Below are 22406 nucleotides of genomic sequence, written 5' to 3' on the forward strand. Positions count from 1 at the left end.
TGGAATGATAGGAGAAAACAATGTCAGGGAATATGGAAACCGGCGGTCATTCCTCTGCTGAAGGCGGAGAAGATCACAGTGAAGTGAACGAAACCACGGAGAATGTCGAGAACGTATCTGAAACAGAGGAAGTGGATGAAAACTTCGAAGATTGTGAATTGAAAGAAGGAATAAAAGGGAATCATTCTGAGATTCAGGAGATAGAAGAAGAGGATTTCAGTGACTGCGCTAAAAAAGAAGAAATTGCCGGGGAAACAGAGAAAAAAGTGCCGGATGAGACAAAAGAAACAGAAGAGATAGCAAAAGAATCAGAAGAAATACCGGAAGAAACAGAAGAACTGCCGGAAGAGACCCTCGAGAATGCTGTGCTCGAACAAAAGCAGATGAGCGATGAGATAGATAAAAAGTTTGAGGATGTCCTGTCAAAAGAAATTGGCTCAGATGAGTACAAAGAAGCGTTGAAAGAGTATAATGATCTCAAAGCACAGAAGGAAGAACTGGATGAAAAGATTCAGTCAATGGAAGCGAAAAAAGATCTTGTGGAAGAAAAAACTTCTTATGAGAATCTCACGGAATATATGAATGCTCATAATTATGGGCGAGAAGACTATGAGACCTATTCTCAGGATCCGGAGTGGAGAAGATTACATAAGCAGGAGTTCCCGGACTATGAGCTTCCGCCGCTTAAAGAGAATGACAACACACAGGAGTGGAAAAAGATGTCTGTTGAGATGTCTCCACAGGAGAACCTGGAAGCAACCAATCCGAATTATGAGTCCGGTATGGAATGGCAAACCAACTGTCAGAGATGTGTTCCCACTTATGAGATGAGGGAGCGAGGCTATGATGTTACAGCTCTTCCGTGTAATGATGCGGATGATTATCTGTCTTACCATCCATTTGAAGTGTGGGAAGATGCTGAGATCCGGGCAACGATCGGAGATGGAAAAGCAGATATTGAAGAAGCTATGAATGAGTGGGGGGATGGATCCCGTGCTCAGGTTGTGGTACTGTGGGAGGTCGGAGACGGCGGACATACGTTTATTGCTGAGCAGCGAGATGGAAAGACATACTTTACAGATCCGCAGACCGGAGAATCGGATGTATCATGGTATTTTGATAATGTCAAAGATAACTGTACTCGTTACTGTCGGATTGATGATGCAAAAACTTCGAAAAAAATAACAGAGTGTTGTAAAGGGGTTTAGAATAATGGTAGAAAAAAATGAAGCATTGGAGATTGCAAAAAGATATTATCAGGAAAATGGCAGTCAGGAGATTACAAAATTCTATGATGCAGAAAAGAGCTGGATCGCATTTGGAGGCCGCCCGGGACAGGTAAAGATTGGAAACAGTGGAATTGCAATCGATAAGAAATGTGGGGAGATCAGTGGATTTATCCTTCCTTCCAAAGAAAATTTTGAGATATTAAAAAAAGCTGTATTGATAGATGTATCAGAAAAGGAGAAGAGATGACATCAGTTGTTGGAGTATTATTAGTAGTATGTGTAGGCCTGTTTGCAGCCGGACTGATTGGACGCTCTGGAACAGAAAGTCTGGCTGAGATAGATGCAAATGTTGCGGCTACGATGGCTATGCTGGTAGTGTTTTCCTTTCTATTGCTGAGTTTTTCCAGTTTGTCTGAACTGGCACAGATTTTTTCGGGAATATGCGGAGGAATTCCATATTTGTCTGATATTGCTGACTATGGTTCACTGGCAGCCATGTTCCATACTGCTCCGTTAAAGGCAGCAGAATCATTTATGGATGTTGTATTTATGTCCGCGATTATTAATATTATATCATTATTACCATTAACTTCCGGAAGTGCCGTTGGAAAATTAGGAGTAAAGATATTTACAGGTATGATTTTGGGTATTATCTCGTTGATTATACTGAACTATGTGATAAAAGGGTCCGGACCATACCAATATATTACTGCATTGATTGGAGCGGGAATTGCATTAATTGCAGTTGGAAGTGTACCGGCTGCTATTATTTCAGTGTTAAAGAAGAATGAGTCCATAGGAGTGGGAGCTCTTGCTACTTTATTGATTTTTTCGAAGAGCAAGGTGGTAGGGATTCTCAGAGATTCTTTTTTAAAGGCAATTGTATTTGTTTGGGCAATTTATTTTCTGGAAGTGAAGTTTGGATCATTAGCAAACTTTATGTCTCAGATGTCTGCTTTATCCGTTATTGCCGGACCGGCACTGATAATGATCGCAGGGTTAGTATTTTTGTTTTACAGTGTATTTGGGAAAAAACATTATTAAGGAGGAGATGCAAAGATGCCAAGACCAATATTGAGAACACCACAGAAAAATGAAACACAGACAAACAGTATCCTGAGTGCAACCTGCAATCAGGAACAGAAGCAGAAGACACAGCAGATTGATAAGATGAAATTGGACAGACTCTTAAGACAGCCTCGTTCCAAAGCGTACATGGATGCAATGCATAAGCTGGATGCGGGCGGACATGTGCATAATCAGGCGAAAGTAGACAGTATCATTCATACGATCCGCCAGGAATTTCCGGAGATCGAGCTGTCGGGCATCCTGCTTGGCTATGTATCCATCTGCTATCTGGGAAGACCATATGAAGTCCATACGCTGGATGTAGCAGGTGGTATTATTGAGCATTACAAAGCCGGAGAAACACTGCCGAACGGGATGGAAAAAGCAAGAGGCATTGCAATGCGCGGAGGATATGATTTTATTGAAGTATATGTAGACTGCTGCAGAGCGATCAGTTCCAATGGAACAGTATCAGTAATATCCTGCTAGATGAACTGATGAGGTGAGAGAATGAAGTGTAAGAATTGTGGATGTGAAGTAAAGGATACTTCCAGGTTCTGTACGAATTGTGGGACACCGGTAGAACCGTCAGATAAGACTTCTGGAAAATCCGTAATAAAGTCGGGGACCGGCAGTGATAAGATCAAGATAATTGTACTGGCAGCGATGCTTGTGATTGCAGTAGCTGCCGGATTGATTGTGAAAAATATGCGTCAGAATGATGCGGATGAAGATTATCTGGTTTCTGCGGAAGAAGAGAAAAAGGAAGAAAAGTCGGAAAAAACAGAAGAGGAGACAGAAGAGTCACAGGAAGAAGAGAATGAAAAAGAAGATACATCGGATGTACCAGAATCATCAGATCAGGATACAGCCGTGAATGAAAGTTCTACGGACGTTCCAGCCTATCCGTCAGTGGCTGAAGTTCATGTAACCAGCATTACGGCATCTTCTTCTCTTTCTGAATATAATATGACGCATGGTCCGGAACGTGTGATGGATGGCAGTCTTTCCACAGCCTGGGTGGAAGGATCATCCGGACAGGGCGAATCTGAGACAATCACCATATGCTTTGATGCCAACTGCAGGGTTAGTGGAATGAGAATCAATGCCGGATATCAGAAAAGTGCGGATCTTTACAGTAAGAATTCCAGACCGTCAGTGCTTCGTGTCATTTATACCGATGGGAGCACAGAAGACTGCGCGCTTCAGGATATCAACGGTATGCAGGAGATTCATTTCAGCAGAGAAACGGTAACCGGTTCGATTTCGCTTATGATCGTTTCTGTATATCCGGGAACAAAATATTCGGATACCGTCATATCAGAAATTCAGTTTTTCTAAGATTGCAGGATAGAGGATGGAATGTATAAACATATATTATTCAGAACAAGAGTGTTGATTCTGATTATGGCGTTTGCAGCAGGAATCAGCGGCTGCTCTTCGCATTCCGGTGATGAGGACAAGAGCAATGTGGAGGTTACTCAGGATCTGGAGCATTCGGATCCGGAAGAAGACCGGCAGGAAAAAGAATCGGAAATCGGGAATGATGAATCAGAGGAAACAGAAGAAACAGAAGAAAATAATGCTGACGATGAGCCGGATATGCAGGTGTCAGATGAGACATTTGTCAATGTAAAAGTATATCTGCCGGATATTTTTGTGGAACTGAAGTATGCGACAACAGATAACTTTACAGGGCAAAAGATCTATGATTTTTCGGATGCCTATCTCCGTTTTGGGACAGTGAAAAAGCTGATGCAGGTACAGGAACAGCTAAAGCAGGGAGGCTTTTCATTGAAAATATGGGATGCATTCCGACCGGTATCGGCACAGTATACGTTGTGGAATATCTGTCCGAACGCTACATACGTGGCGAATCCGAATCAGGGATATTCTTCGCACAGCAGAGGAAATACTATAGATATTACAATTGTAAGAGATGATGGGGAAGAGCTTCCAATGCCCTCCGGATTTGATGATTTTTCAGCCAGAGCGGATCGTGACTACAGTGATTGTGGGTCAGATGCGGCGAATAATGCACAGAATCTGGAACGTCTAATGGTAGAAAACGGGTTTCGGCCATATGCAGGAGAATGGTGGCATTATACGGATGAGGAAGATTATCCGGTAGAGGAAGTTTTCTGTCCGGAATCATCAGAGAATAGGGAGGAATGAGAAAATGAAGTGCCCGAATTGTGGAATGGAAGTAAAGGAGAATGCAAAGTTCTGTACGAACTGTGGAACACCTGTTGGATCCGGGACAGAACAAAAGCCGGAGCAGCAGCTGTGGCAACAGCCGGAAATACAGCCGGTTCCGCCAAAAAAAGGAATGAATGATCAGAAGAAGATTCTTTTAATTGTCGGTGTACTGGTACTCGCCGCTGTGCTTGGATCTGCTGTAAAAATAATGAAGAACAAAGAAGCAGAAGAAGACTTTGATATGGAGGCATTTCTGGCCGAAGAGGAAGACAGGGGAGAAGAAAACAGCGAAGATGTGCCTGAGGAAGAAGTGGACGAAGAGTCAGAAACAGATGCCGAAGAGGAAGAGCCGGTGTATGACTCGACGGAAGGCGGAATTCACAGTTATGATTATGTGATTGATGACTGTACATGGCAGGAAGCGTTCAACAAAGCCCGCCAGGCTGGTGGATATCTGGTCCATATCAACAGTCGAGAAGAATATAATTATATTCTGGCGGACATTGCCAGACTGGGATACAATAAGATTCAGTTCCGACTGGGAGGACGCCGTGATGCGAATGGAGTAGATTATTACTGGGTAGATGAGAATAATGAACTCTATGGGGATGTGCTCAACTCTCCGGAATATTGGGCATATGGCGAATGGATGCAGGGAGAACCAAGTTTTCAGGATGGTGAGATAGCAGAAGACTGTATGGACTTTTATTATTATGAAAATGAGAACAGATGGACCTGGAATGATGTACCGAATGATATTATCAGTGTGGTTCCGTATTTCAGCGGAAAGATAGGATATATTGTAGAATATGAAAATTAGAAGATGTAGTCTGCTGGCGGTCGCTGTACTTCTGTTATTGTGCAGTGGATGCAGCAGTAAAACAAACGGGGATAAGCAGACAGGAGACGCGACACCGTTGAAAGCGTCGACTGAAGATGCAGGAGGAAAAGATACAGAACAGAAAAATGAAGAGAATGAGATGACAGAGAAGATCAACCAGTATCTGCAGACAATGACACTGGAGGAAAAGGTGGCCCAGATGTTTATTGTGCTGCCGGAATCTCTTGTAGAAGGAGTGGATCCGGTGATTGCAGCGGGAGATGCGACAAGAAATGCGATTGATCAGATTCCGGTTGGTGGATTTATCTATCTGGACAGTAATCTGCAGTCACCGGAACAGGTGAAGACGATGCTTGCAAATGTGCAGTCTTACAGTATGGGACGGATCGGCCTTCCGGCACTTTTGTGTGTGGATGAAGAAGGAGGAACGGTTGCAAGGATCAGTGGAACCGGGAAGTTTAATGTTCAGGCCATTGAGAATATGTCCGAGATCGGACAGGCCAATGATATGAACCGGGCCAGAGAGGTTGGTGCGTCTATCGGTGTTTCGCTGGCAGAACTGGGATTTAATGTTGATTTTGCACCGGTTGCGGATGTACTGACCAACCCGGAGAATCAAGTCGTAAAAGAACGTTCATTCGGGACGGATCCACAGGTCGTCTCCGATATGTGTCAGGCAGTAATGGAAGGATTGAAAGAATCCGGTATCTATGCGACCTATAAGCATTTTCCGGGACACGGTATGACTTCGGCAGACACACATGCCGGATATGCATATTCAGATAAAACACTGGAGGAGTTGGAATCGTGTGAGCTGATTCCATTTCAGGAGGGGATTGCGGATGGCACCTCTTTCGTGATGGTCGGGCATATTTCTATGCCGGGGATTACGGGGGATCAGGAACCGGCCTCTCTCTCTGAGTATATGATTACAGAAGTACTGAGGGAAAAGATGGGATATGACGGCATTGTCATTACAGACGCTATGAATATGGGGGCTATTGTACAACAGTATTCTTCGGCGGAAGCGGCTGTTAAGACCATACAGGCAGGGACGGATCTGATCCTGATGCCTGCAGATTTCCGGTCTGCTTATGAAGGGGTAATAGAGGCAGTTCATAACGGAGAAATATCGCAGGATAGAATTGATCAGTCAGTAACAAGAATCTTATCTGTAAAATTTCAGATAAAATAATAAAAAGAAAGAGAAAAGAGAGAATAAGGTATGCAAGAAATTTTTGAATCAATCAATGGTATTTTTGCGTTTATCGGTCCTTTATCGGATTTTTTATGGGATTTTCCGACGAATTTTGAATGGTATGCTTCCATTCCTCTGCTGGGAAACTTTTCATTTGCAATTATCCTGTTATTAGGTTCCGGTATCTTTTTCAGTTTTCGGATTGGATTCATGCAGGTGACGCATTTTAAAAAAGGAATCGCAATTATGACGGAGAAGCGCACGGTAGATACGGGAATCTCTCCACTCGCGGCATTTCTTCTCAGTTCTGCCATGCGCGTGGGGCCGGGAAATATCATCGGCGTAACTGGGGCGATTGCAGTTGGAGGGCCGGGAGCATTGTTCTGGATGTGGATCTCTGCATTTTTCGGGATGGCGGTAGCCTATATGGAAGGTGTTCTGGCGCAGATCTTCAAAGAGAAGAAAGATGATGAGTTTATCGGAGGTCTTCCATTCTATGGAAGAAAACTTCTTGGCAATAAAGTATGGATCGGAGTGTTTCTGTCATTGCTTTATATTCTGTATGCTTTCTGCTGTCTTCCGGCACAGGGATTCAATGTTGTATCTTCCCTGGGAAGAATGGCTGAGATTGTAACGGGAGCAGCCATTGCTTCTGATTCGGTATTCTATTATGTGGTTGGTGCATTGACGATTGTGCTGACTGCAATCATTGCTTTTGGAGGAATAAAGAAGGTTACAAAGTGGACGGATAAGATGGTTCCGGTGATGGCAGTTCTTTATATTGTGACGGTTCTGATTCTGATTGTTCTGAATATTGGTTCGGTTCCTTACTTTTTCAAAGCAGTATTTTCCGGTGCTTTTCGACCGGAAGCCTTCTTTGGCGGAATGTTTGGAACGGTACTCGCGCAGGGCGTAAAAAGAGGATTAATGTCTAATGAGGCCGGACAGGGAACGATTACCATGTCTGCGGCAGCATCTGATGCAAAACATCCATGTGAGCAGGGAATTCTGGCATCTATCGGTGTATTCCTGGATACGATTGTGATATGTACACTATCCGGATTTGTTGTGGTAATGGCTCACTGCTGGGACGGACCGAATGCAGATACATGGGCAGGTCTTGATAAATTACCGAAATTTACCGAATCCATTGCACAGCTGACACCGGGAACGGCAGCAAATGCAATTGTGACTTTCCTGATTACACTGTGCTTTTGCATGTTTGCCTATACTTGTCTTCTTGGTATGATCAGTTTTTCGGAGATTGCGGCAAATCGGATCCGTAAAGACAAGGGGTTCATAAATATCGTCAGAGGGATTGCGCTTTTTGTGGCTGCATTTGGTATCCTTTGCAATATTGCCGGATTGGAACTTGGAAACCTGTGGGCATTTTCCGATCTTGGAAATATTTTGATCGTATTTTTCAATGTTCCGATTGTCTATGTAGGATCCAGATATGTACTGCGGGCAACAAAGCATTATAAAAAGAATGACGGAACTCCGTTTACTTCAGAAGTGATCGGGAGAAATGACTGTATTTTCTGGGATGAACGTGCAAAGAATTTGAAATAGTTTTGTCCGAGACAGAGGGATTAGATAAATGTGCAAAGAGGGGACGTCGCAGTAACAGCTGAATAGCCGTTACTGCGGTGTCCCCTTCAGTTCATATACTGAAAATGCAATAAACTATGCAAATCACATAAACATGTTGCCGGTTCCTACATACCGGATACCATCTTCAAAGACACGTTTGCCTCCAAGAGTGACAAGCTTTACATCATTCAGAAGAGTGATATCCTGGCTTAAGTCGCCGCCGACTACCAGAAGATCTGCGTCCAGACCTTCTTTGACCAGTCCGCGTTCACTTTCGAAGCCAAGTACCTTTGCCGGATTGGAGGTTGCAGTCTGAATAGCCTGTACCGGAGTGATTCCGTATTCTACCATGTACTGCAGTTCTCGCGGAAGCGGAAGAAGTGGAGAGCCATATACAACCATATCTGTTCCGGCAAGTATGGTAACGCCGGTGTCATAAAACTTTTTGAAGTTATCACGATAGGCCTTGTAAGCGGGTTCGAAATATTCCCAGTTGGCCATTTCCTTTTGCATAACAGGATCATTGACTGGTTTTCCTGCACATTCTTCCAGGTTTTTCTTTGTGATTTCATAGAGATAAGTATAAGCCATAATGGTAGGAGTCCAGGCAAGTCCTTTTTCAGCCATCTGCTGTGCCTGCTCATAAGTCATGAAAGTACCATGCTCGATGGTGTCAAATCCGGCATCAATACTCATCTGAATTCCCGGCTGGGTTCCGGCGTGGATGCCGCACTTGATGCCTCTGCGATGGCATTCATCGACAGCTGCGTCCAGCTCTTCCTGCGTATATTCGGGAATGTGGCTTCTATGTGTAGTAAGAATCTTCACCCATTCTGCGCCGTCACGTACCTGACGGCGAATCTCTTTACGGATCTCCCATGGTCCGTCTACCTGGGCGATATCATCGTCCCATCCATGACCGCCGGTCATACACATACCATTGTCAACATGTGTGATTCTCGGAATTGTAATAAATCCTTTTTCCGCAGCCATCTTTAATGTTGCACATAGCTTTCTTGCAGAAGTCATGTCACGTACACTGGTAATACCCCGTTCAAAAGCTGCCTGTGCATGCTGTAAAGCATACAAAGTGATCAGCTGATCATTGTAATTGAAGCTGTCAGGCTGTGAAAACCAGTAACCAAGGTGGACATGCATGTCACATAGTCCAGGTAAAAGAGTTGCATCCCCATAATCTTTGACTTCTTTTTCCGGAAATGCTGCTATAAGAGCTTCTTTGGTTCCGATTTTTTGAATCTTTCCATTTTCAACAACAACTGCCTGATCTTCCAGTACTGTTTTACCGTCACCGGTAATGATGTGTTTTGCACAAATATTAACTTTATTATACCATTTATGCATTGAGAGCGCAAACATATCTGACCAGTGGATCGATGGAGTTTTGATCGCAAAAGTCCACCTTTTTTCCGTAAGTATCAAGCATCATGCGATCTTCTTCGGTCAGTTCGGAAGGGTCTTTTGAAATCATGACTTTATGAAGCATGGCCATCATGGACTTGTGTACAAAGTTCAGACGGGAGTAGTCAATACCGCCGCGCAGGTGAAAAATCTGTATCCTGTTCATCATATCCGGGGTCAGAACTTTGGACAGCCCTTCGCGGATGTGAGATACATTGTTCTTATCTTTTGGATCGGCGACTCCACAGGTAAATAAAACAAGATTTTTTTCTTTGATGGAATCATAATTTTTGGTAAGGAGTGAGATGCCGCTGACGCCGCCCGCATACAGACCGCCTCCATAGATGATCGTGTCATATTCGGCAAGAGAAGCAGGGTGAACAGACCGTTTTTCAAGAACCGGGCAGGACAAAGCCCCGGCAATCCACTCGGCATATCGTCTGGTAGATCCATATTTAGATTCATATATTACAATTGTCTGATTCATAATAACCTCCGGATCATATTATGTAAAATAGAATAACACTTGTAAAAGTATAAAATGTCACAGTTGTAACGTTTTCATTTATATAGTATACTAGAGATTCTGTATTATGCAACAGGACATTTTGCTCACAGGGTGATGGAGAAGCGAATCGGAGGAAAACGGACGGGGGATATTCCACAGGTAGAATATTTTATGGAATATTCTGCAGGTGGATTTGGGAATCTTCTGTTCCGGTGGGTGGAGACCGGGATGCGGGAAAGTCCGCAGGAGTATGCAATCGCTGTAAGCAATTCCATATGTATGATTCTTTCGTCTACTGAGGAGATGCAGTAATCAGATGCCGGGTGTGATGGGCGGAATCGGCTAAATTATTAAAAAGTCATTCTAAAAGTCATATTTTTTGTGGAAAATACATATTGCAATTGACATATACGATCTATATAATGAATAAAGTTTTTTTGACAGGACTGTCGCAAACGAATGAGATTTGCGACAGTCCTGTCATCTGCAAAGAATCTTTTGAAGTTGGAGGATATACAGATGCAAGGTGATATGACAATAGGCAACCCGACAAAGATTATATTGAATTTTACATTTCCGATTCTGGTTGGAAATATATTTCAGCAGTTATATAGTATGGTGGATACCGTAATTGTTGGTAAATTTGTCGGCAATACGGCTCTTGCAGCAGTTGGATCCTGTGGAACGCTGATGTTTCTGATCCTTGGATTTCTGATGGGACTGACTGCAGGGTTCACTGTAATTACGGCACAGCACTTTGGAGCAGGAAATATGCGGGCGGTACGCCAGTCTGTGGTATCAGCGGCCATTCTCTCTGCAATCATATCAGTTGTTCTCACAATTTTAAGTATGACATTGATGAAGAAGATTCTGTTCTGGATGAATACGCCTGCGGATATGTATGATCAGGCCTACAGCTATATTATGATCATCTGTGGAGGAATTGTGGCACAGGTACTTTATAATCTTCTTTCCAGTCTTTTAAGGGCAGTGGGAGACAGTAAGCGCCCTTTGTATTTTCTTATTCTGGCGGCAATATTAAATATTATTCTGGATCTGCTTTTTATTATCGGATTTCATATGGGTGCGGCAGGGGCCGCCGGTGCGACTGTAATCTCACAGGGGATATCCGGAATCATGTGTCTGATCTATATTATCAAAAAAGTTCCACTTCTGCATCCGAAAAAAGAAGAATGGAGAATGAACTGGAATCTGGCAAAGTGGCAGATGAGCATTGGTCTTCCGATGGCATTTCAGTTCTCAATTACAGCCATCGGAACGATCGTTGTTCAGTCTGCATTGAATCTGCTCGGATCTGTGGCAGTGGCAGGATTTTCCGCTGCCAACAAGATCGAACAGGTATTTACACAGGCATATATTGCCATTGGAACCACGATGGCAACTTATTGCGCACAGAATATGGGAGCGCGCAGAATAGAACGTGTCCGTAGCGGCTTTCGAAGCGCTACATGGACAGGGATTGTTTATTCGATTGTGTCCGGTTCGGTTCTTGCTTTTGCCGGAAAATATATGACAGGATTATTTGTATCAGAGAATATCAGTCAGATTACCGGGTATGTTGATATCTATCTGAAATGTGTTGGCGGTTCTTTGATATTCCTGACGTTTGTCAATGTATATCGGAATGGGATTCAGGGAATGGGGTATGGACTTTTGCCGATGACTGCAGGGATTGCAGAACTGGTCGGAAGAAGTGTGGCAGCAATTGCAGCATCACAAGCCGGAAGTTATACAGGAATATGCCTTGCAAGTCCGGCAGCATGGGTACTTGCCGGTGGACTTCTGGTCATTATGTACTTTGCAATTATGAGAAATATTTTGAAAAAATCAGAAGATAATTTCGGAGTTCACAGGTAAGATATTCCCTTTTTTGTATTCCTGTGATATAATTTAAAATAATTATGCGAAGAGAGCATAGAACATACAATTAAGGAGCATGAACTTATGAAAAGAGTATTGTTGAAACTCAGCGGGGAAGCACTCGCAGGAGATAAAAAGACCGGATTTGATGAGGCAACCTGTATGGGTGTGGCAAAACAGGTAAAGCAGCTGGTGGATGAAGGAATTCAGGTTGCAATCGTAACCGGAGGAGGTAATTTCTGGAGAGGAAGAACCAGTGAGACGATTGACCGTGTAAAGGCAGATCAGATCGGCATGCTGGCGACGGTTATGAATTGTATCTACGTGTCCGATATCTTTCGTTATGCAGGGATGAAGACAGAAGTGTTTACACCGTTTGTATGCGGGGCATTTACCACACTGTTTTCCAAGGATGCTGCAGTGGAGGCACTGAATGCGGGAAAGGTTATTTTCTTTGCAGGGGGAACCGGACATCCGTATTTTTCTACAGATACAGGAGCAGTTCTTCGTGCGATTGAGATTGAGGCAGACGCAATGCTTCTGGCGAAGGCAATTGACGGAATCTATGACAGTGATCCAAAGGTAAATCCACAGGCGAAAAAGTTTGATGAGATCTCTATTCAGGAGATTATTGACAGAAAGCTGATGGCGGTTGACCTTACTGCATCCATCATGTGTCTGGAGAACAAGATGCCAATGCTGGTATTTGGATTGAATGAAGAGAACAGCATTGTAGAAACTATGAAAGGAACGTTTACGGGAACAAAAGTGACCGTATCATAAATGAGGAGGAAAAACTATGAATGCAAGACTGAACGTGTATGAAGAAAAGATGAAAAAGACACTGGGGAATCTTGACGGAGAGCTTGGTGCGATCCGTGCAGGACGTGCCAATCCGAACGTACTCAACAAGATTGTTGTAGATTATTATGGAACACCGACTCCGATTCAGCAGGTTGCGAATGTATCCGTACCGGAAGCACGTATGATCCAGATTCAGCCATGGGAGAAGAAGATGCTGAAGGTGATTGAAAAGGCAATTCAGGTATCTGATCTTGGAATTAATCCGACAAACGACGGTTCTACGATCCGTCTTGTATTTCCGGAGCTTACAGAGGAACGAAGAAAAGAGCTGGTAAAGGATGTTAAGAAAAAAGGAGAGGCTGCAAAGGTTGCAATCCGTAACATCCGTCGTGACGGAATTGATGCAGTAAAGAAACTGAAAGGTTCTGAAGTATCTGAGGACGAGATCAAGGATATGGAAGATGATCTTCAGAAACTGACGGATAAATATGTAAAAGAGATTGATAAGTCAATAGAGAAAAAGTCAAAAGAAGTAATGACAGTATAAGAAAAATGGGACAGCCCAGGGTGACTGAGGCTGTCCTTACGTTATAGAAGGAGATTAGACCATATGAATGTACCGCAGCATGTTGCGATTATCTTGGATGGAAACGGACGCTGGGCCAGAGCGAAGGGAATGCCGCGTAATTATGGCCATGCACAGGGAAGCAGGAATGTAGAACGTATCTGTGAGGAAGCATGGCGCATGGGGATCAAGTATCTGACGGTATATGCATTTTCTACAGAGAACTGGAACCGTCCGAAGGATGAAGTGGATGCACTGATGTCGCTTTTGAGAAATTATATGAAGACCTGTCTGAAAACGGCTGCAAAGAACGACATGAAAGTGCGTGTAATCGGGGATATATCAAGATTAGATGAGGATATTAGAAAACGGATTCTGGAGCTTGAGGAGGCGACCAGGAATAATGGAGGACTGAATTTCCAGATTGCCATTAATTATGGAAGCAGAGATGAGATCCTTCGTGCAGTCCGCAGAATTGCAGATGATTGCGTTGCCGGAAAGATAAAGACAGAAGAGATTGATGAAGAGATCTTTGAACATTATCTGGATACGCACGATATACCGGATCCGGATCTTATGATCCGAACCAGCGGAGAACTTCGACTTTCCAATTATCTGTTATGGCAGCTGGCATATACAGAATTCTATTTTACAGATGTTCCGTGGCCTGATTTCACGAAAGAAGAGCTGTTAAAGGCGATTGAGCAGTATAACGCCAGAGATCGAAGGTACGGAGGCGTAAAGGAGGAAAAACAGAATGTTTAAGACAAGATTGTTAAGCGGAATTGTGCTTGTAATTGTACTGATTCTTACGGTCGGAAATGGCGGGAACCTGTTGTTTGGATTCCTGGCTCTGATCAGTCTGATCGGGTTATCAGAATTATACAAGGTTGTGGGAGTGCACAATAAGCTGCCGGGACTGACAGGATATCTTGCGGCAGTCGTTTATTATGGTCTGGTGATCAGTTCGCATATGGAATATGTAACCCTGCTCACCATTCTTTTGCTTGTAGTTGTTATGGCAGTGTATGTATTTACATTTCCGACATACAGAGCAGAGCAGGTTATGACGGTGTTCTTTGGTCTGTTTTACGTGGCGGTTATGCTTTCTTACGTATATCAGACGAGAATGCTTGTGGATGGAGCGGTCGTTGTGTGGCTGATCTTTTTAAGCTCCTGGGGATGTGATACCTGTGCATATTGTGTGGGTATGCTGATCGGAAAGCATAAGATGGCGCCGAAGCTCAGTCCGAAAAAGTCGGTAGAAGGCGGAATCGGAGGAGTTGTCGGAGCGGCGCTGCTTGGTGCACTTTTTGCGTTGGCTGCCAATCATTGGGCAGGCACAGATGCTAATGTGCTGCATTATGCGATTATCTGCGGAGTCGGCGGCATGATCTCTCAGGTCGGAGATCTGGCTGCCTCTGCAATTAAAAGAAATCATGAGATTAAAGATTATGGCAAGCTGATTCCGGGACATGGCGGTATTCTGGATCGCTTTGACAGTGTAATATTTACGGCGCCTGTCATCTATTATCTGGCAACATTCCTTGCCGGAACATTGTAATCTTATATGAAAGCATTCGTGAAAGAGGTAGAATATGAAGAAAATAGCGGTATTAGGTTCGACGGGTTCGATAGGAACTCAGACACTTGAGGTGGCCCGGGAGAATGGAGATATCGAAGTGCTCGGACTTGCAGCCGGAAGTAATATCAGGCTTCTGGAAGAGCAGATCCGGGAATTTCATCCGAGACTTGTGGCTGTGTGGTCTGAGGGTAAAGCACAGGAGCTGAGAATAAAGATTGCAGATACGGATACAAAAGTCGTATCCGGTATGGAGGGGCTTCTGGATGTATCAACCATGTCCGGGACGGATATACTGGTAACAGCAGTAGTTGGAATGATCGGAATCCGTCCGACAATTGAAGCGATTAACGCAGGAAAAGATATTGCGCTTGCCAACAAAGAGACGCTGGTAACAGCCGGACATCTGATTATGCCTCTGGCGAAGGAAAAAGGAGTATCCATTCTGCCGGTGGACAGTGAACACAGTGCAATATTTCAGTCCCTGCAGGGAAATGAACAGAAAGCCGTTCACAAAATTCTTCTTACTGCTTCCGGTGGTCCGTTCCGTGGAAGAAAAGCAGAGAAGCTGATGGAAATTAAAGTGGAAGATGCACTGAAGCATCCAAACTGGTCCATGGGTCAGAAGATTACCATCGATTCTTCCACGATGATCAATAAAGGCCTGGAAGTAATTGAGGCAAAATGGCTGTTTGGTGTAGATGTAGATCAGGTACAGGTTGTAGTGCAGCCACAGAGTATTATTCATTCGATGGTTGAATATGTGGACGGAGCTATTATGGCAGAGCTTGGGACTCCGGACATGAAGCTTCCAATACAGTATGCGCTGTATTATCCGGAGAGAAGGTATCTTCCGGGAGAACGTGTGGACTTCTGGAGTCTTGGAAAGCTGGAGTTTGAGAAACCGGATATGGAGACATTCTATGGATTGAAGCTTGCATATGAGGCAGGCAGAAAAGGAGGAAGCCTTCCGACCGTTTTCAATGCGGCAAATGAACTGGCAGTCAGCCAGTTCCTGAAACGGGAGATTAAATATCTGGAAATTATGGAAATCATAGAAGACTGTATGAAGGCTCATAAAAATATAGAAAACCCGACTCTGGAACAGATTCTGGAGACCGAGTCGGCAACCTATGAGAGAATCAACAGCAGGAGGTAAGGAATAACTTGGGTATTATATTGGCAATATTGATCTTCAGTTTTATTGTGTTCTTTCATGAACTGGGACATTTTCTTCTTGCAAAAAATAATGGAATTGATGTAGATGAATTTGCGATCGGAATGGGACCTGCAATCTATTCCAGACAACATAAGGGAACGAAATATTCGGTCAGAATTCTTCCGATCGGTGGGTTTTGTGCAATGGGAGAGGATGAGGAGGCTACAGACTCTCCGAACAATTTTAATAATAAGTCTGTGTGGGCAAGAATCTCAGTGATTGCTGCAGGCCCTGTGTTTAATTTTATCCTGGCACTGGTTTTTTCTGTGATTCTTACTGCGATGATCGGTTATGACAAACCGGTGATCAGTGAAGTGGAGAGTGGCTATCCGGCGGCAGAGGCCGGCATGCAGGCCGGAGACAGAATCATCCGGATGGGCAGCAAGAAGATCAATCTCTTCCGGGAGGTAAACTTCTACAATCAATTTCATCAGGGAGAGGATGTGGAAATCACTTTTATCCGTGACGGGGAGAAGATGACGGTTACATTGACACCAAAGATGGATGAAGAACGGGGATATACCAGAATTGGCGTTACAAGTTCCGGTTACATGAATGCTAATCCGGTTACGGCAGTTCAGTACGGCGCTTACCAGGTGAAGTTCTGGATCTGTACGACGCTGGACAGTCTGAAAATGCTGGTCACTGGACAGATTGGTGCGGATCAGTTATCGGGGCCTGTCGGAATCGTAAATGTGGTGGACGATACCTATCAGGAGAGTAAGTCTTACGGAATCTTTGTGGTACTGGCAGAGCTTTTAAATATAGCGATTCTGTTGTCCGCGAATCTGGGTGTCATGAACCTGCTGCCGCTTCCGGCTCTTGATGGAGGAAGGCTGGTATTTCTGGCAATAGAAGCTGTGAGAAGAAAGAGAATACCGCCGGAAAAAGAAGGGTATGTACATCTGGTCGGAATTGTGCTGTTGATGGTGCTGATGGTGTTTGTCATGTATAACGATATACGTAGAATATTCTTGTAACAGAAAATATATGATATCCGATGGTCGGGTGGATTCCGGTTGTCGGATATATCTTTTTTGTGACAGGACATTCATCAGGAATTACCTGTTACAAAAAACTGCGTGCGACGATGCGCATAAGACACAATCTTATTATGTTATGGCTATGAAGGGAAAAGAGAATGAAACAAGATAAAAAATCAATCATATATCTTCATGTGGCGGTTATGTTGTTTGGACTGTCAGGAGTAATCGGACAGTTTGTGGAAGTGCCGTCAGTGCTCGTTGCACTGGGGAGAGTCGTGTGTTCTTCGTTACTTCTTCTGGGTATGATTCTCATAAAAAAGGAAAGGCTCCGTCTGGATGAAAAAAAAGATTACCTGTTGATCATGGTGATCGGAGTAGTACTTGCAATACACTGGACTACATTTTTTCAGTCTATTCAAGTGTCCTCTGTAGCAATCGGAACAATCACGTTCTCTACATATCCTCTGTTTCTGACGGTTCTTGAGCCGATCGTCTATCATGAGCCGATTCGTAAAGAGAGTGTGATGGGAGCGGTTCTTCTTCTGGTCGGGGTTTTCATTACAATTCCGGAGTTTTCACTTGAAAATCAGATGACAATAGGAATCATCTGGGGAATGATCTGCAGTGTCACCTATGCAATTCTGACGTTGGCGAATCGTTACTTTGCAGTAAAATACGATGGGAAGTTGATCTGCTTTTATGAACAGGGAACGGCAGCGCTTGTGCTGCTTCCGGTCATGTTTTTTGTCAAAATTCACATGCGGATTCAGGACGCGGCAGGAATTCTGTTTATCGGCTGTATCTGTACTGCATTTGCATATACGCTGTTTGTATCGGCTCAGAAGAAAGTAAAGGCACAGACAGCCGGACTAATCTCCGGTCTGGAAACGGTATACGGCATAGTGTATGCATTTTTGTTTCTGAGAGAGATCCCGACGATACGGGAGATCATAGGTGGAATGGTAATACTGGGAGTTGCCATGTACACAACTCTTGCTCAGAAGGAAGATACTCAGAATTGACGAAACTGAACAGGCAGTATATAGTGGATATAAGGATCATGTTATAAAAAGGGGAACGTTATGGACTCAGTACAGGAACAGGTAAGAAAAGATTATGGAAAGATTGCTCTGGGTGGAGAGCAGGACTTGATTCTGAATGAAGTGGTTTCATCGGAAGAGATGTCGGCCAGTATCGGATATACGGCAGAGGAACTGGCGATGGCTCCGGAAAGCGCAAATATGGGTCTTGGATGTGGCAATCCACACCGGAAAGCTCATATTCAGACCGGAGAAGTGGTTCTGGATCTGGGGAGCGGCGCCGGTCTGGACTGTTTTATTGCCGGAAAAGCAGTTGGAAGAAGAGGCCGGGTAATCGGTGTGGATATGACTCCGGAGATGCTGTCAAAATCCCGGAAGATTGCGAAAGCAAACAGGATTCGCAATGTAGAGTTTCGCCTGGGAGAGATCGAGAACCTTCCCATTGCAGATCATACGGCGGATGTATGCATATCCAACTGTGTGATCAATCTTTCAGATAACAAGCCGCGCGTATATCGGGAAATTTATCGTGCACTCAAACCGGGAGGAAGAATATCCATCTGTGATATTGTAATCATGAAAGAGCTCACAGAAGAGATGCAGGAAAGTGAAGAAATGCATTCCTGCTGAGTGTCCGGCGCTTCTTCGGTGGAAGAACTGGAAAATATTGTGAAAATGGCAGGATTTCAGGATGTGGAGATCACGACAAAGCATGTATCGCAAGAATACGAGGAACGATGGGGACGGGAACTTTCTATTGGCGAGTATATTATGTCCTCATCTGTTACGGCAAGGAAGCCGCAGTAGGAAAAAATGATTGACTTTATCAGGAGGTATCCGTTATGCAATACGAAGATGAACAGGATTATATCATGCGTATGATCAAAGAATCCGTTCGTGTACTTGCCAGTCTGATATTGGGAAAGAAGTATGTTCAGGTGACTCTTCCGCTTGAAAATAAATATCAGGTGTCCGGTTCGAAAGAACCGGAATGGAAGGATCTGACAGACAATGGGCATATCAATGAAGCGGAAAATAGTTTGCTTGAAAAGATCGACTATCAGAATCAGGCAGATGTGGAGGAAGCGTTGCTCTTTTATGAGTATGTCAGCAGGAAAGGGAATGATTTTCTGAAGCAATGTAATTATTCGGAAGAAGAGGTTCTAGAGGGATTGAAGAATCTTGCGAGGCGAAGTGGATATGCAGGAATTCTGGAGATGATAGAATGAAAAGAGGACAAAAGGATATAGATTATGAAGCATTGCTCAATGTGGTTCTGGATATTGGAAAAGAGATGGTAAAAAGCGGGGCAGAAACGAACCGTGCGGAAGACAGTATCTATCGAATGATGGAGAGTTACGGCACAGAACAGTGCAATGTTTTTGTAATCCAGAGTAATATACAGGCGACAATAAAACCGCCGGGAGGGCCTTATATTACGCAGATTCGGAGGATACATAAGGTTGGGTTTAATTATGACCGTCTGGACTATCTGAACAATCTGTCCAGATATATATGCAAAAATCAGCCGTCAGTAGAAGAGATCAGAGAGAAATACAACGAAGTAATAAACCGAAAGCCTCAGCCGGTATATCTCGCATATCTTGCGGCGATTCTGGGAGGCGTTGGATTCGGTGTATATTTCGGATGTGATGTGGTGGATACTCTGGTCGGTATTGTAATCTGTGCTCTTGTGGAAGTATATTTTGGAAATATACTTGGGAAAAAGGAGGACAACCTTGCGGTATATAATATTATCGTTGCCTTTCTTTCGGCGGCGGCAGTTTTTCTGGTGGCAAGGTTCGGACTGGGGCATCATCCGGATCGGATCATTCTGGGATTGAACATGGTACTGATCAGTGGCCTTGGCGTTACAAACGGAATCCGGGATGTGCTGGATCGGGCTTATCTTTCAGGAATACTGAACATTGCGCATGCATGTCTTGGAGCAGTCGCGATTGCCTGTGGGACCGGGCTTGCAATGCTGTTGTTTGAAGGGGATATGTATGAAATGTATATTGCACCAAGTATTGCGGTACAACTGATATCCTGTGGTGTGGCAAGTATGGGATTTGCACTGGTTTTTAAGGCGGAGCCGTGGCAGTCTTTCTGGGCGGGAATCGGCGGTCTTATTAACTGTGGGTGCTATCTTCTGGTTCAGCATTATTATGAAAATGATATGGCAGCTGTACTTGCAGGAGCAACATTTGTGGCAGCTTATGCCTACATCATGTCCCGGGTTCACAAAGCACCGGCAACGATATTTCTTACCACGTCGATCATGCCTGTGATTCCGGGAGCAACCCTGTTCTACCTGATGCATGGAATCGTTCAGGCGGACTATGTGATGGCGAAGCAGCAGACGATTGCGCTCGGACAGACGTGTGCGGCGATTGCATTTGGATTTCTGATTGTGGAGATCGCAACACGCTATGTGCGTGCAAAAAAAATATAGAAGAAAATAGAATAAATTGCTTGACTCTGACGCTACGTCATACCTCATAATGTACTCGGACGGGAGGAAACAGGAGGAGAGGGAAAATGAGAACAGTACATGAAGTCAGTAAACTCACAGGTGTAAGTGTGCGCACACTTCATTATTATGATGCAATAGATCTGTTAAAACCGGCAAAGGTGACAGAAACAGGCTATCGGCTGTATGACGATACAGCGCTTGGTCGTTTACAAAGTATATTACTGTTTCGGGAGCTGAGATTCCCTCTGAAGGAGATCAGGGAGATACTGGACAGTCCGAAGTTTGATCCGGCAGAAGCATTGGATCAGCAGATAACACTTCTGGAGCTGCAGAAGAAGCATATCGAAAAAATGATCGCACTTGCCCGTGAAATCCAGGAGAAGGGAGTCTATAAGATGGAGTTTGATGCTTTTGATAAAAGTGAATGGAACCAGTATGCCGAGGAAGTGAAGGAAAGATGGGGACAGACCAGAGCCTACGAAGAATGCGAGGAGAAAATGAAAGGAAAGACAGAAAATGAGGTCAGAGACACGGCAGATCAGATGATGGAGATCTTTGCGGAAATCGGAAAATTGCAGCATCTTTCACCGGAGGATCATTGCGTACAGGAAAAGATCGCAACGTTACAGGCATTTATTTCTGAACATTATTATTCCTGTACAAAGGAAATATTAAGCGGTCTTGGTCAGATGTATGTCGGTGATGAGCGCATGAAGCGTAATATTGATAAAGCCGGCGGCGACGGAACAGCTGAGTTTGCCGCTCAGGCAATCGAGAAATATGTACATTTGTAAAGGGATTATTGTAAAGAATATTCATGATTTGCAACAATCCCTTTACTATAAAGGATTAAATGGAAACCTCTTTTCTAAGCATGACCTGCCAGAATTCTTCCCCGGAATTTTTGTTTGCGTGTTCGACAATCGATAACAGTACCCGGATTGCCATCCATGTCAGAAATACCCATACCGGTGCAGTTTCTGTAACAAGGATTGCATAACAGATATAAGCGGATATAATCCCGTTTCCAATGGTTGCAATTGACAGAATCGTCCAGAATATACTGTTCTTTTCGTAAAGGTAACTCAGAAAAAATGCAATGTAAATGATAGGAAGCATGAGCGAAGTGATAATCAGAGTTACAATTGCAGTACCAGAGCCAAGTTTGCCGAGACTGTTCAGGCGTTCTGAAATGCCCGGTGTCTGTCCATATGTCAACAGGACAGGGAACAGCAAATGCCAGACAAACAGAAAAGTACATAAGATCATACCGGTTATTTTTCTTGTTTTTTTCATTTTCGTATCCTCCTTCCATAGTTTTACAAGTTGATTTTTCCAGAGCGGTTTTTCTTCCAGAATGTGTTCGTCTATCGTTTCGAAAGAGATTTTTTCCTGAAGAATGTTTTCACAGGCTTTTCGGATAACCCGAAGCATCTTTTCTTCTTCATTCAGCTGCTGCAGTCGTTCTTTTACCGCGTCCTCCAGTGTCAATCCTCCTTTATTCAAATCTTTGATATCTGTGATCGATATGCCGAGAAGGCGAAGAACCTTGATTCGTTCCAGTTGCCGCAGATCTTCTTCGGAATATTCCCGATAATTATTTTCATCGTTTCGATGAGGAGTCATCAGACCTTCTTTTTCATAATAACGGATGTTTGTTTTTTTGATGCCGGTTTGGTTTTCCAGTTCTTTGATCTTCATTGGAATTCACCTCTTTCATTGATGTTATGGACATTATATGGGGTGGAGTAACTGGAAGGTCAAGAGTTTTCTGTTAAAAATAGCGTAAATTTTCATA

The 22406-nt window shown here is 43.9% G+C and carries 25 protein-coding genes; 22 read left to right on the forward strand and 3 right to left on the reverse strand.

Annotated features, from left to right (window positions below; all coding sequences use genetic code 11):
- Positions 1 to 20 precede the first annotated feature (20 nt).
- From JQM82_RS02080 to JQM82_RS02120, 9 genes are read left to right on the forward strand one after another with little or no spacing between them, the layout of a single operon-like run.
- Positions 21 to 1208: a toxin glutamine deamidase domain-containing protein gene (locus JQM82_RS02080; protein ID WP_235248285.1), complete on the forward strand. Its 1188-nt coding sequence runs from the start codon at positions 21 to 23 to the stop codon at positions 1206 to 1208.
- A 4-nt stretch (positions 1209 to 1212) separates the two neighbouring features.
- The gene (locus JQM82_RS02085) at positions 1213 to 1476 is read left to right on the forward strand and encodes a hypothetical protein (protein WP_235248286.1); all 264 of its coding nucleotides are present in this window, start codon (positions 1213 to 1215) and stop codon (positions 1474 to 1476) included.
- Entirely contained in the window at positions 1473 to 2273 is an 801-nt protein-coding gene (locus tag JQM82_RS02090) for a hypothetical protein (protein WP_235248287.1), read from the forward strand. Before JQM82_RS02085 ends, JQM82_RS02090 begins: the two co-directional genes overlap by 4 nt.
- Positions 2274 to 2288: 15 nt before the next feature.
- The gene (locus JQM82_RS02095; protein ID WP_235248288.1) at positions 2289 to 2786 is read left to right on the forward strand and encodes a hypothetical protein; all 498 of its coding nucleotides are present in this window, start codon (positions 2289 to 2291) and stop codon (positions 2784 to 2786) included.
- 21 nt (positions 2787 to 2807) lie between these two features.
- Positions 2808 to 3638 carry a zinc ribbon domain-containing protein gene (locus JQM82_RS02100; RefSeq protein ID WP_235248289.1) on the forward strand — a complete coding sequence of 277 codons (831 nt, stop codon included), beginning with the start codon at positions 2808 to 2810 and terminating at the stop codon, positions 3636 to 3638.
- Positions 3639 to 3659: 21 nt separating this feature from the next.
- Positions 3660 to 4472: a M15 family metallopeptidase gene (locus JQM82_RS02105; protein WP_235248290.1), complete on the forward strand. Its 813-nt coding sequence runs from the start codon at positions 3660 to 3662 to the stop codon at positions 4470 to 4472.
- Between the two features lie 4 nt (positions 4473 to 4476).
- Positions 4477 to 5316 carry a zinc-ribbon domain-containing protein gene (locus tag JQM82_RS02110; RefSeq protein WP_235248292.1) on the forward strand — a complete coding sequence of 280 codons (840 nt, stop codon included), beginning with the start codon at positions 4477 to 4479 and terminating at the stop codon, positions 5314 to 5316.
- Entirely contained in the window at positions 5306 to 6532 is a 1227-nt protein-coding gene (locus tag JQM82_RS02115; RefSeq protein WP_235248293.1) for a glycoside hydrolase family 3 protein, read from the forward strand. Before JQM82_RS02110 ends, JQM82_RS02115 begins: the two co-directional genes overlap by 11 nt.
- Before the next feature lie 30 nt (positions 6533 to 6562).
- Positions 6563 to 8107 (forward strand): alanine/glycine:cation symporter family protein, encoded by a 1545-nt coding sequence (locus JQM82_RS02120; protein ID WP_235248294.1) that lies wholly within the window; start codon positions 6563 to 6565, stop codon positions 8105 to 8107.
- Between the two features lie 123 nt (positions 8108 to 8230).
- On the opposite strand, the gene JQM82_RS02125 is transcribed toward JQM82_RS02120, so the two are convergent.
- Positions 8231 to 9490 carry an amidohydrolase family protein gene (locus JQM82_RS02125; RefSeq protein WP_235248295.1) on the reverse strand — a complete coding sequence of 420 codons (1260 nt, stop codon included), beginning with the start codon at positions 9488 to 9490 and terminating at the stop codon, positions 8231 to 8233.
- Positions 9483 to 10034 carry a flavodoxin domain-containing protein gene (locus tag JQM82_RS02130; protein WP_235248296.1) on the reverse strand — a complete coding sequence of 184 codons (552 nt, stop codon included), beginning with the start codon at positions 10032 to 10034 and terminating at the stop codon, positions 9483 to 9485. The genes JQM82_RS02125 and JQM82_RS02130 overlap by 8 nt, the downstream gene beginning before the upstream one ends.
- A gap of 132 nt (positions 10035 to 10166) precedes the next feature.
- Here JQM82_RS02130 and JQM82_RS02135 point away from each other — a divergent pair, with 132 nt between their 5' ends.
- From JQM82_RS02135 to JQM82_RS02200, 13 genes are all read left to right on the forward strand, one after another.
- On the forward strand, positions 10167 to 10367 hold the full coding sequence (locus JQM82_RS02135; protein WP_420370600.1) for a TetR-like C-terminal domain-containing protein: 201 nt from the start codon (positions 10167 to 10169) through the stop codon (positions 10365 to 10367).
- A gap of 207 nt (positions 10368 to 10574) precedes the next feature.
- On the forward strand, positions 10575 to 11933 hold the full coding sequence (locus JQM82_RS02140; RefSeq protein ID WP_235248297.1) for an MATE family efflux transporter: 1359 nt from the start codon (positions 10575 to 10577) through the stop codon (positions 11931 to 11933).
- An 87-nt stretch (positions 11934 to 12020) separates the two neighbouring features.
- A complete protein-coding gene (gene pyrH / locus JQM82_RS02145) occupies positions 12021 to 12719 on the forward strand; it encodes a UMP kinase (RefSeq protein WP_235248298.1) in 699 nt (232 codons plus the stop codon).
- A 16-nt stretch (positions 12720 to 12735) separates the two neighbouring features.
- Positions 12736 to 13287 carry a ribosome recycling factor gene (gene frr / locus JQM82_RS02150; RefSeq protein ID WP_235248299.1) on the forward strand — a complete coding sequence of 184 codons (552 nt, stop codon included), beginning with the start codon at positions 12736 to 12738 and terminating at the stop codon, positions 13285 to 13287.
- 30 nt (positions 13288 to 13317) lie between these two features.
- A complete protein-coding gene (locus JQM82_RS02155) occupies positions 13318 to 14070 on the forward strand; it encodes an isoprenyl transferase (RefSeq protein ID WP_268827646.1) in 753 nt (250 codons plus the stop codon).
- Positions 14063 to 14869 (forward strand): phosphatidate cytidylyltransferase, encoded by an 807-nt coding sequence (locus JQM82_RS02160; RefSeq protein ID WP_235248303.1) that lies wholly within the window; start codon positions 14063 to 14065, stop codon positions 14867 to 14869. The genes JQM82_RS02155 and JQM82_RS02160 overlap by 8 nt, the downstream gene beginning before the upstream one ends.
- Positions 14870 to 14903: 34 nt before the next feature.
- On the forward strand, positions 14904 to 16046 hold the full coding sequence (locus JQM82_RS02165) for a 1-deoxy-D-xylulose-5-phosphate reductoisomerase (RefSeq protein ID WP_235248304.1): 1143 nt from the start codon (positions 14904 to 14906) through the stop codon (positions 16044 to 16046).
- 8 nt (positions 16047 to 16054) lie between these two features.
- Positions 16055 to 17086: an RIP metalloprotease RseP gene (gene rseP / locus JQM82_RS02170; protein WP_235248305.1), complete on the forward strand. Its 1032-nt coding sequence runs from the start codon at positions 16055 to 16057 to the stop codon at positions 17084 to 17086.
- 161 nt (positions 17087 to 17247) lie between these two features.
- Entirely contained in the window at positions 17248 to 18114 is an 867-nt protein-coding gene (locus JQM82_RS02175; RefSeq protein ID WP_235248306.1) for a DMT family transporter, read from the forward strand.
- Positions 18115 to 18174: 60 nt separating this feature from the next.
- Positions 18175 to 18939: an arsenite methyltransferase gene (gene arsM / locus JQM82_RS02180; protein ID WP_328284190.1), complete on the forward strand. Its 765-nt coding sequence runs from the start codon at positions 18175 to 18177 to the stop codon at positions 18937 to 18939.
- 35 nt (positions 18940 to 18974) lie between these two features.
- Entirely contained in the window at positions 18975 to 19361 is a 387-nt protein-coding gene (locus JQM82_RS02190; protein WP_235248309.1) for a DUF6483 family protein, read from the forward strand.
- Complete coding sequence (locus JQM82_RS02195; protein ID WP_235248312.1) at positions 19358 to 20587, forward strand: threonine/serine ThrE exporter family protein; 1230 nt, start codon at positions 19358 to 19360, stop codon at positions 20585 to 20587. Before JQM82_RS02190 ends, JQM82_RS02195 begins: the two co-directional genes overlap by 4 nt.
- 86 nt (positions 20588 to 20673) lie before the next feature.
- Positions 20674 to 21402: a MerR family transcriptional regulator gene (locus JQM82_RS02200; protein ID WP_235248314.1), complete on the forward strand. Its 729-nt coding sequence runs from the start codon at positions 20674 to 20676 to the stop codon at positions 21400 to 21402.
- A 55-nt stretch (positions 21403 to 21457) separates the two neighbouring features.
- Here JQM82_RS02200 and JQM82_RS02205 read toward each other — a convergent pair whose 3' ends face one another.
- On the reverse strand, positions 21458 to 22309 hold the full coding sequence (locus JQM82_RS02205) for a MerR family transcriptional regulator (RefSeq protein ID WP_235248316.1): 852 nt from the start codon (positions 22307 to 22309) through the stop codon (positions 21458 to 21460).
- Between the last annotated feature and the right edge of the window lie 97 nt (positions 22310 to 22406).

This window comes from Faecalicatena contorta (assembly GCF_021531995.1).
In the GTDB taxonomy this organism is placed as follows: Bacteria; Bacillota; Clostridia; order Lachnospirales; family Lachnospiraceae; genus Dorea_A; species Dorea_A contorta_A.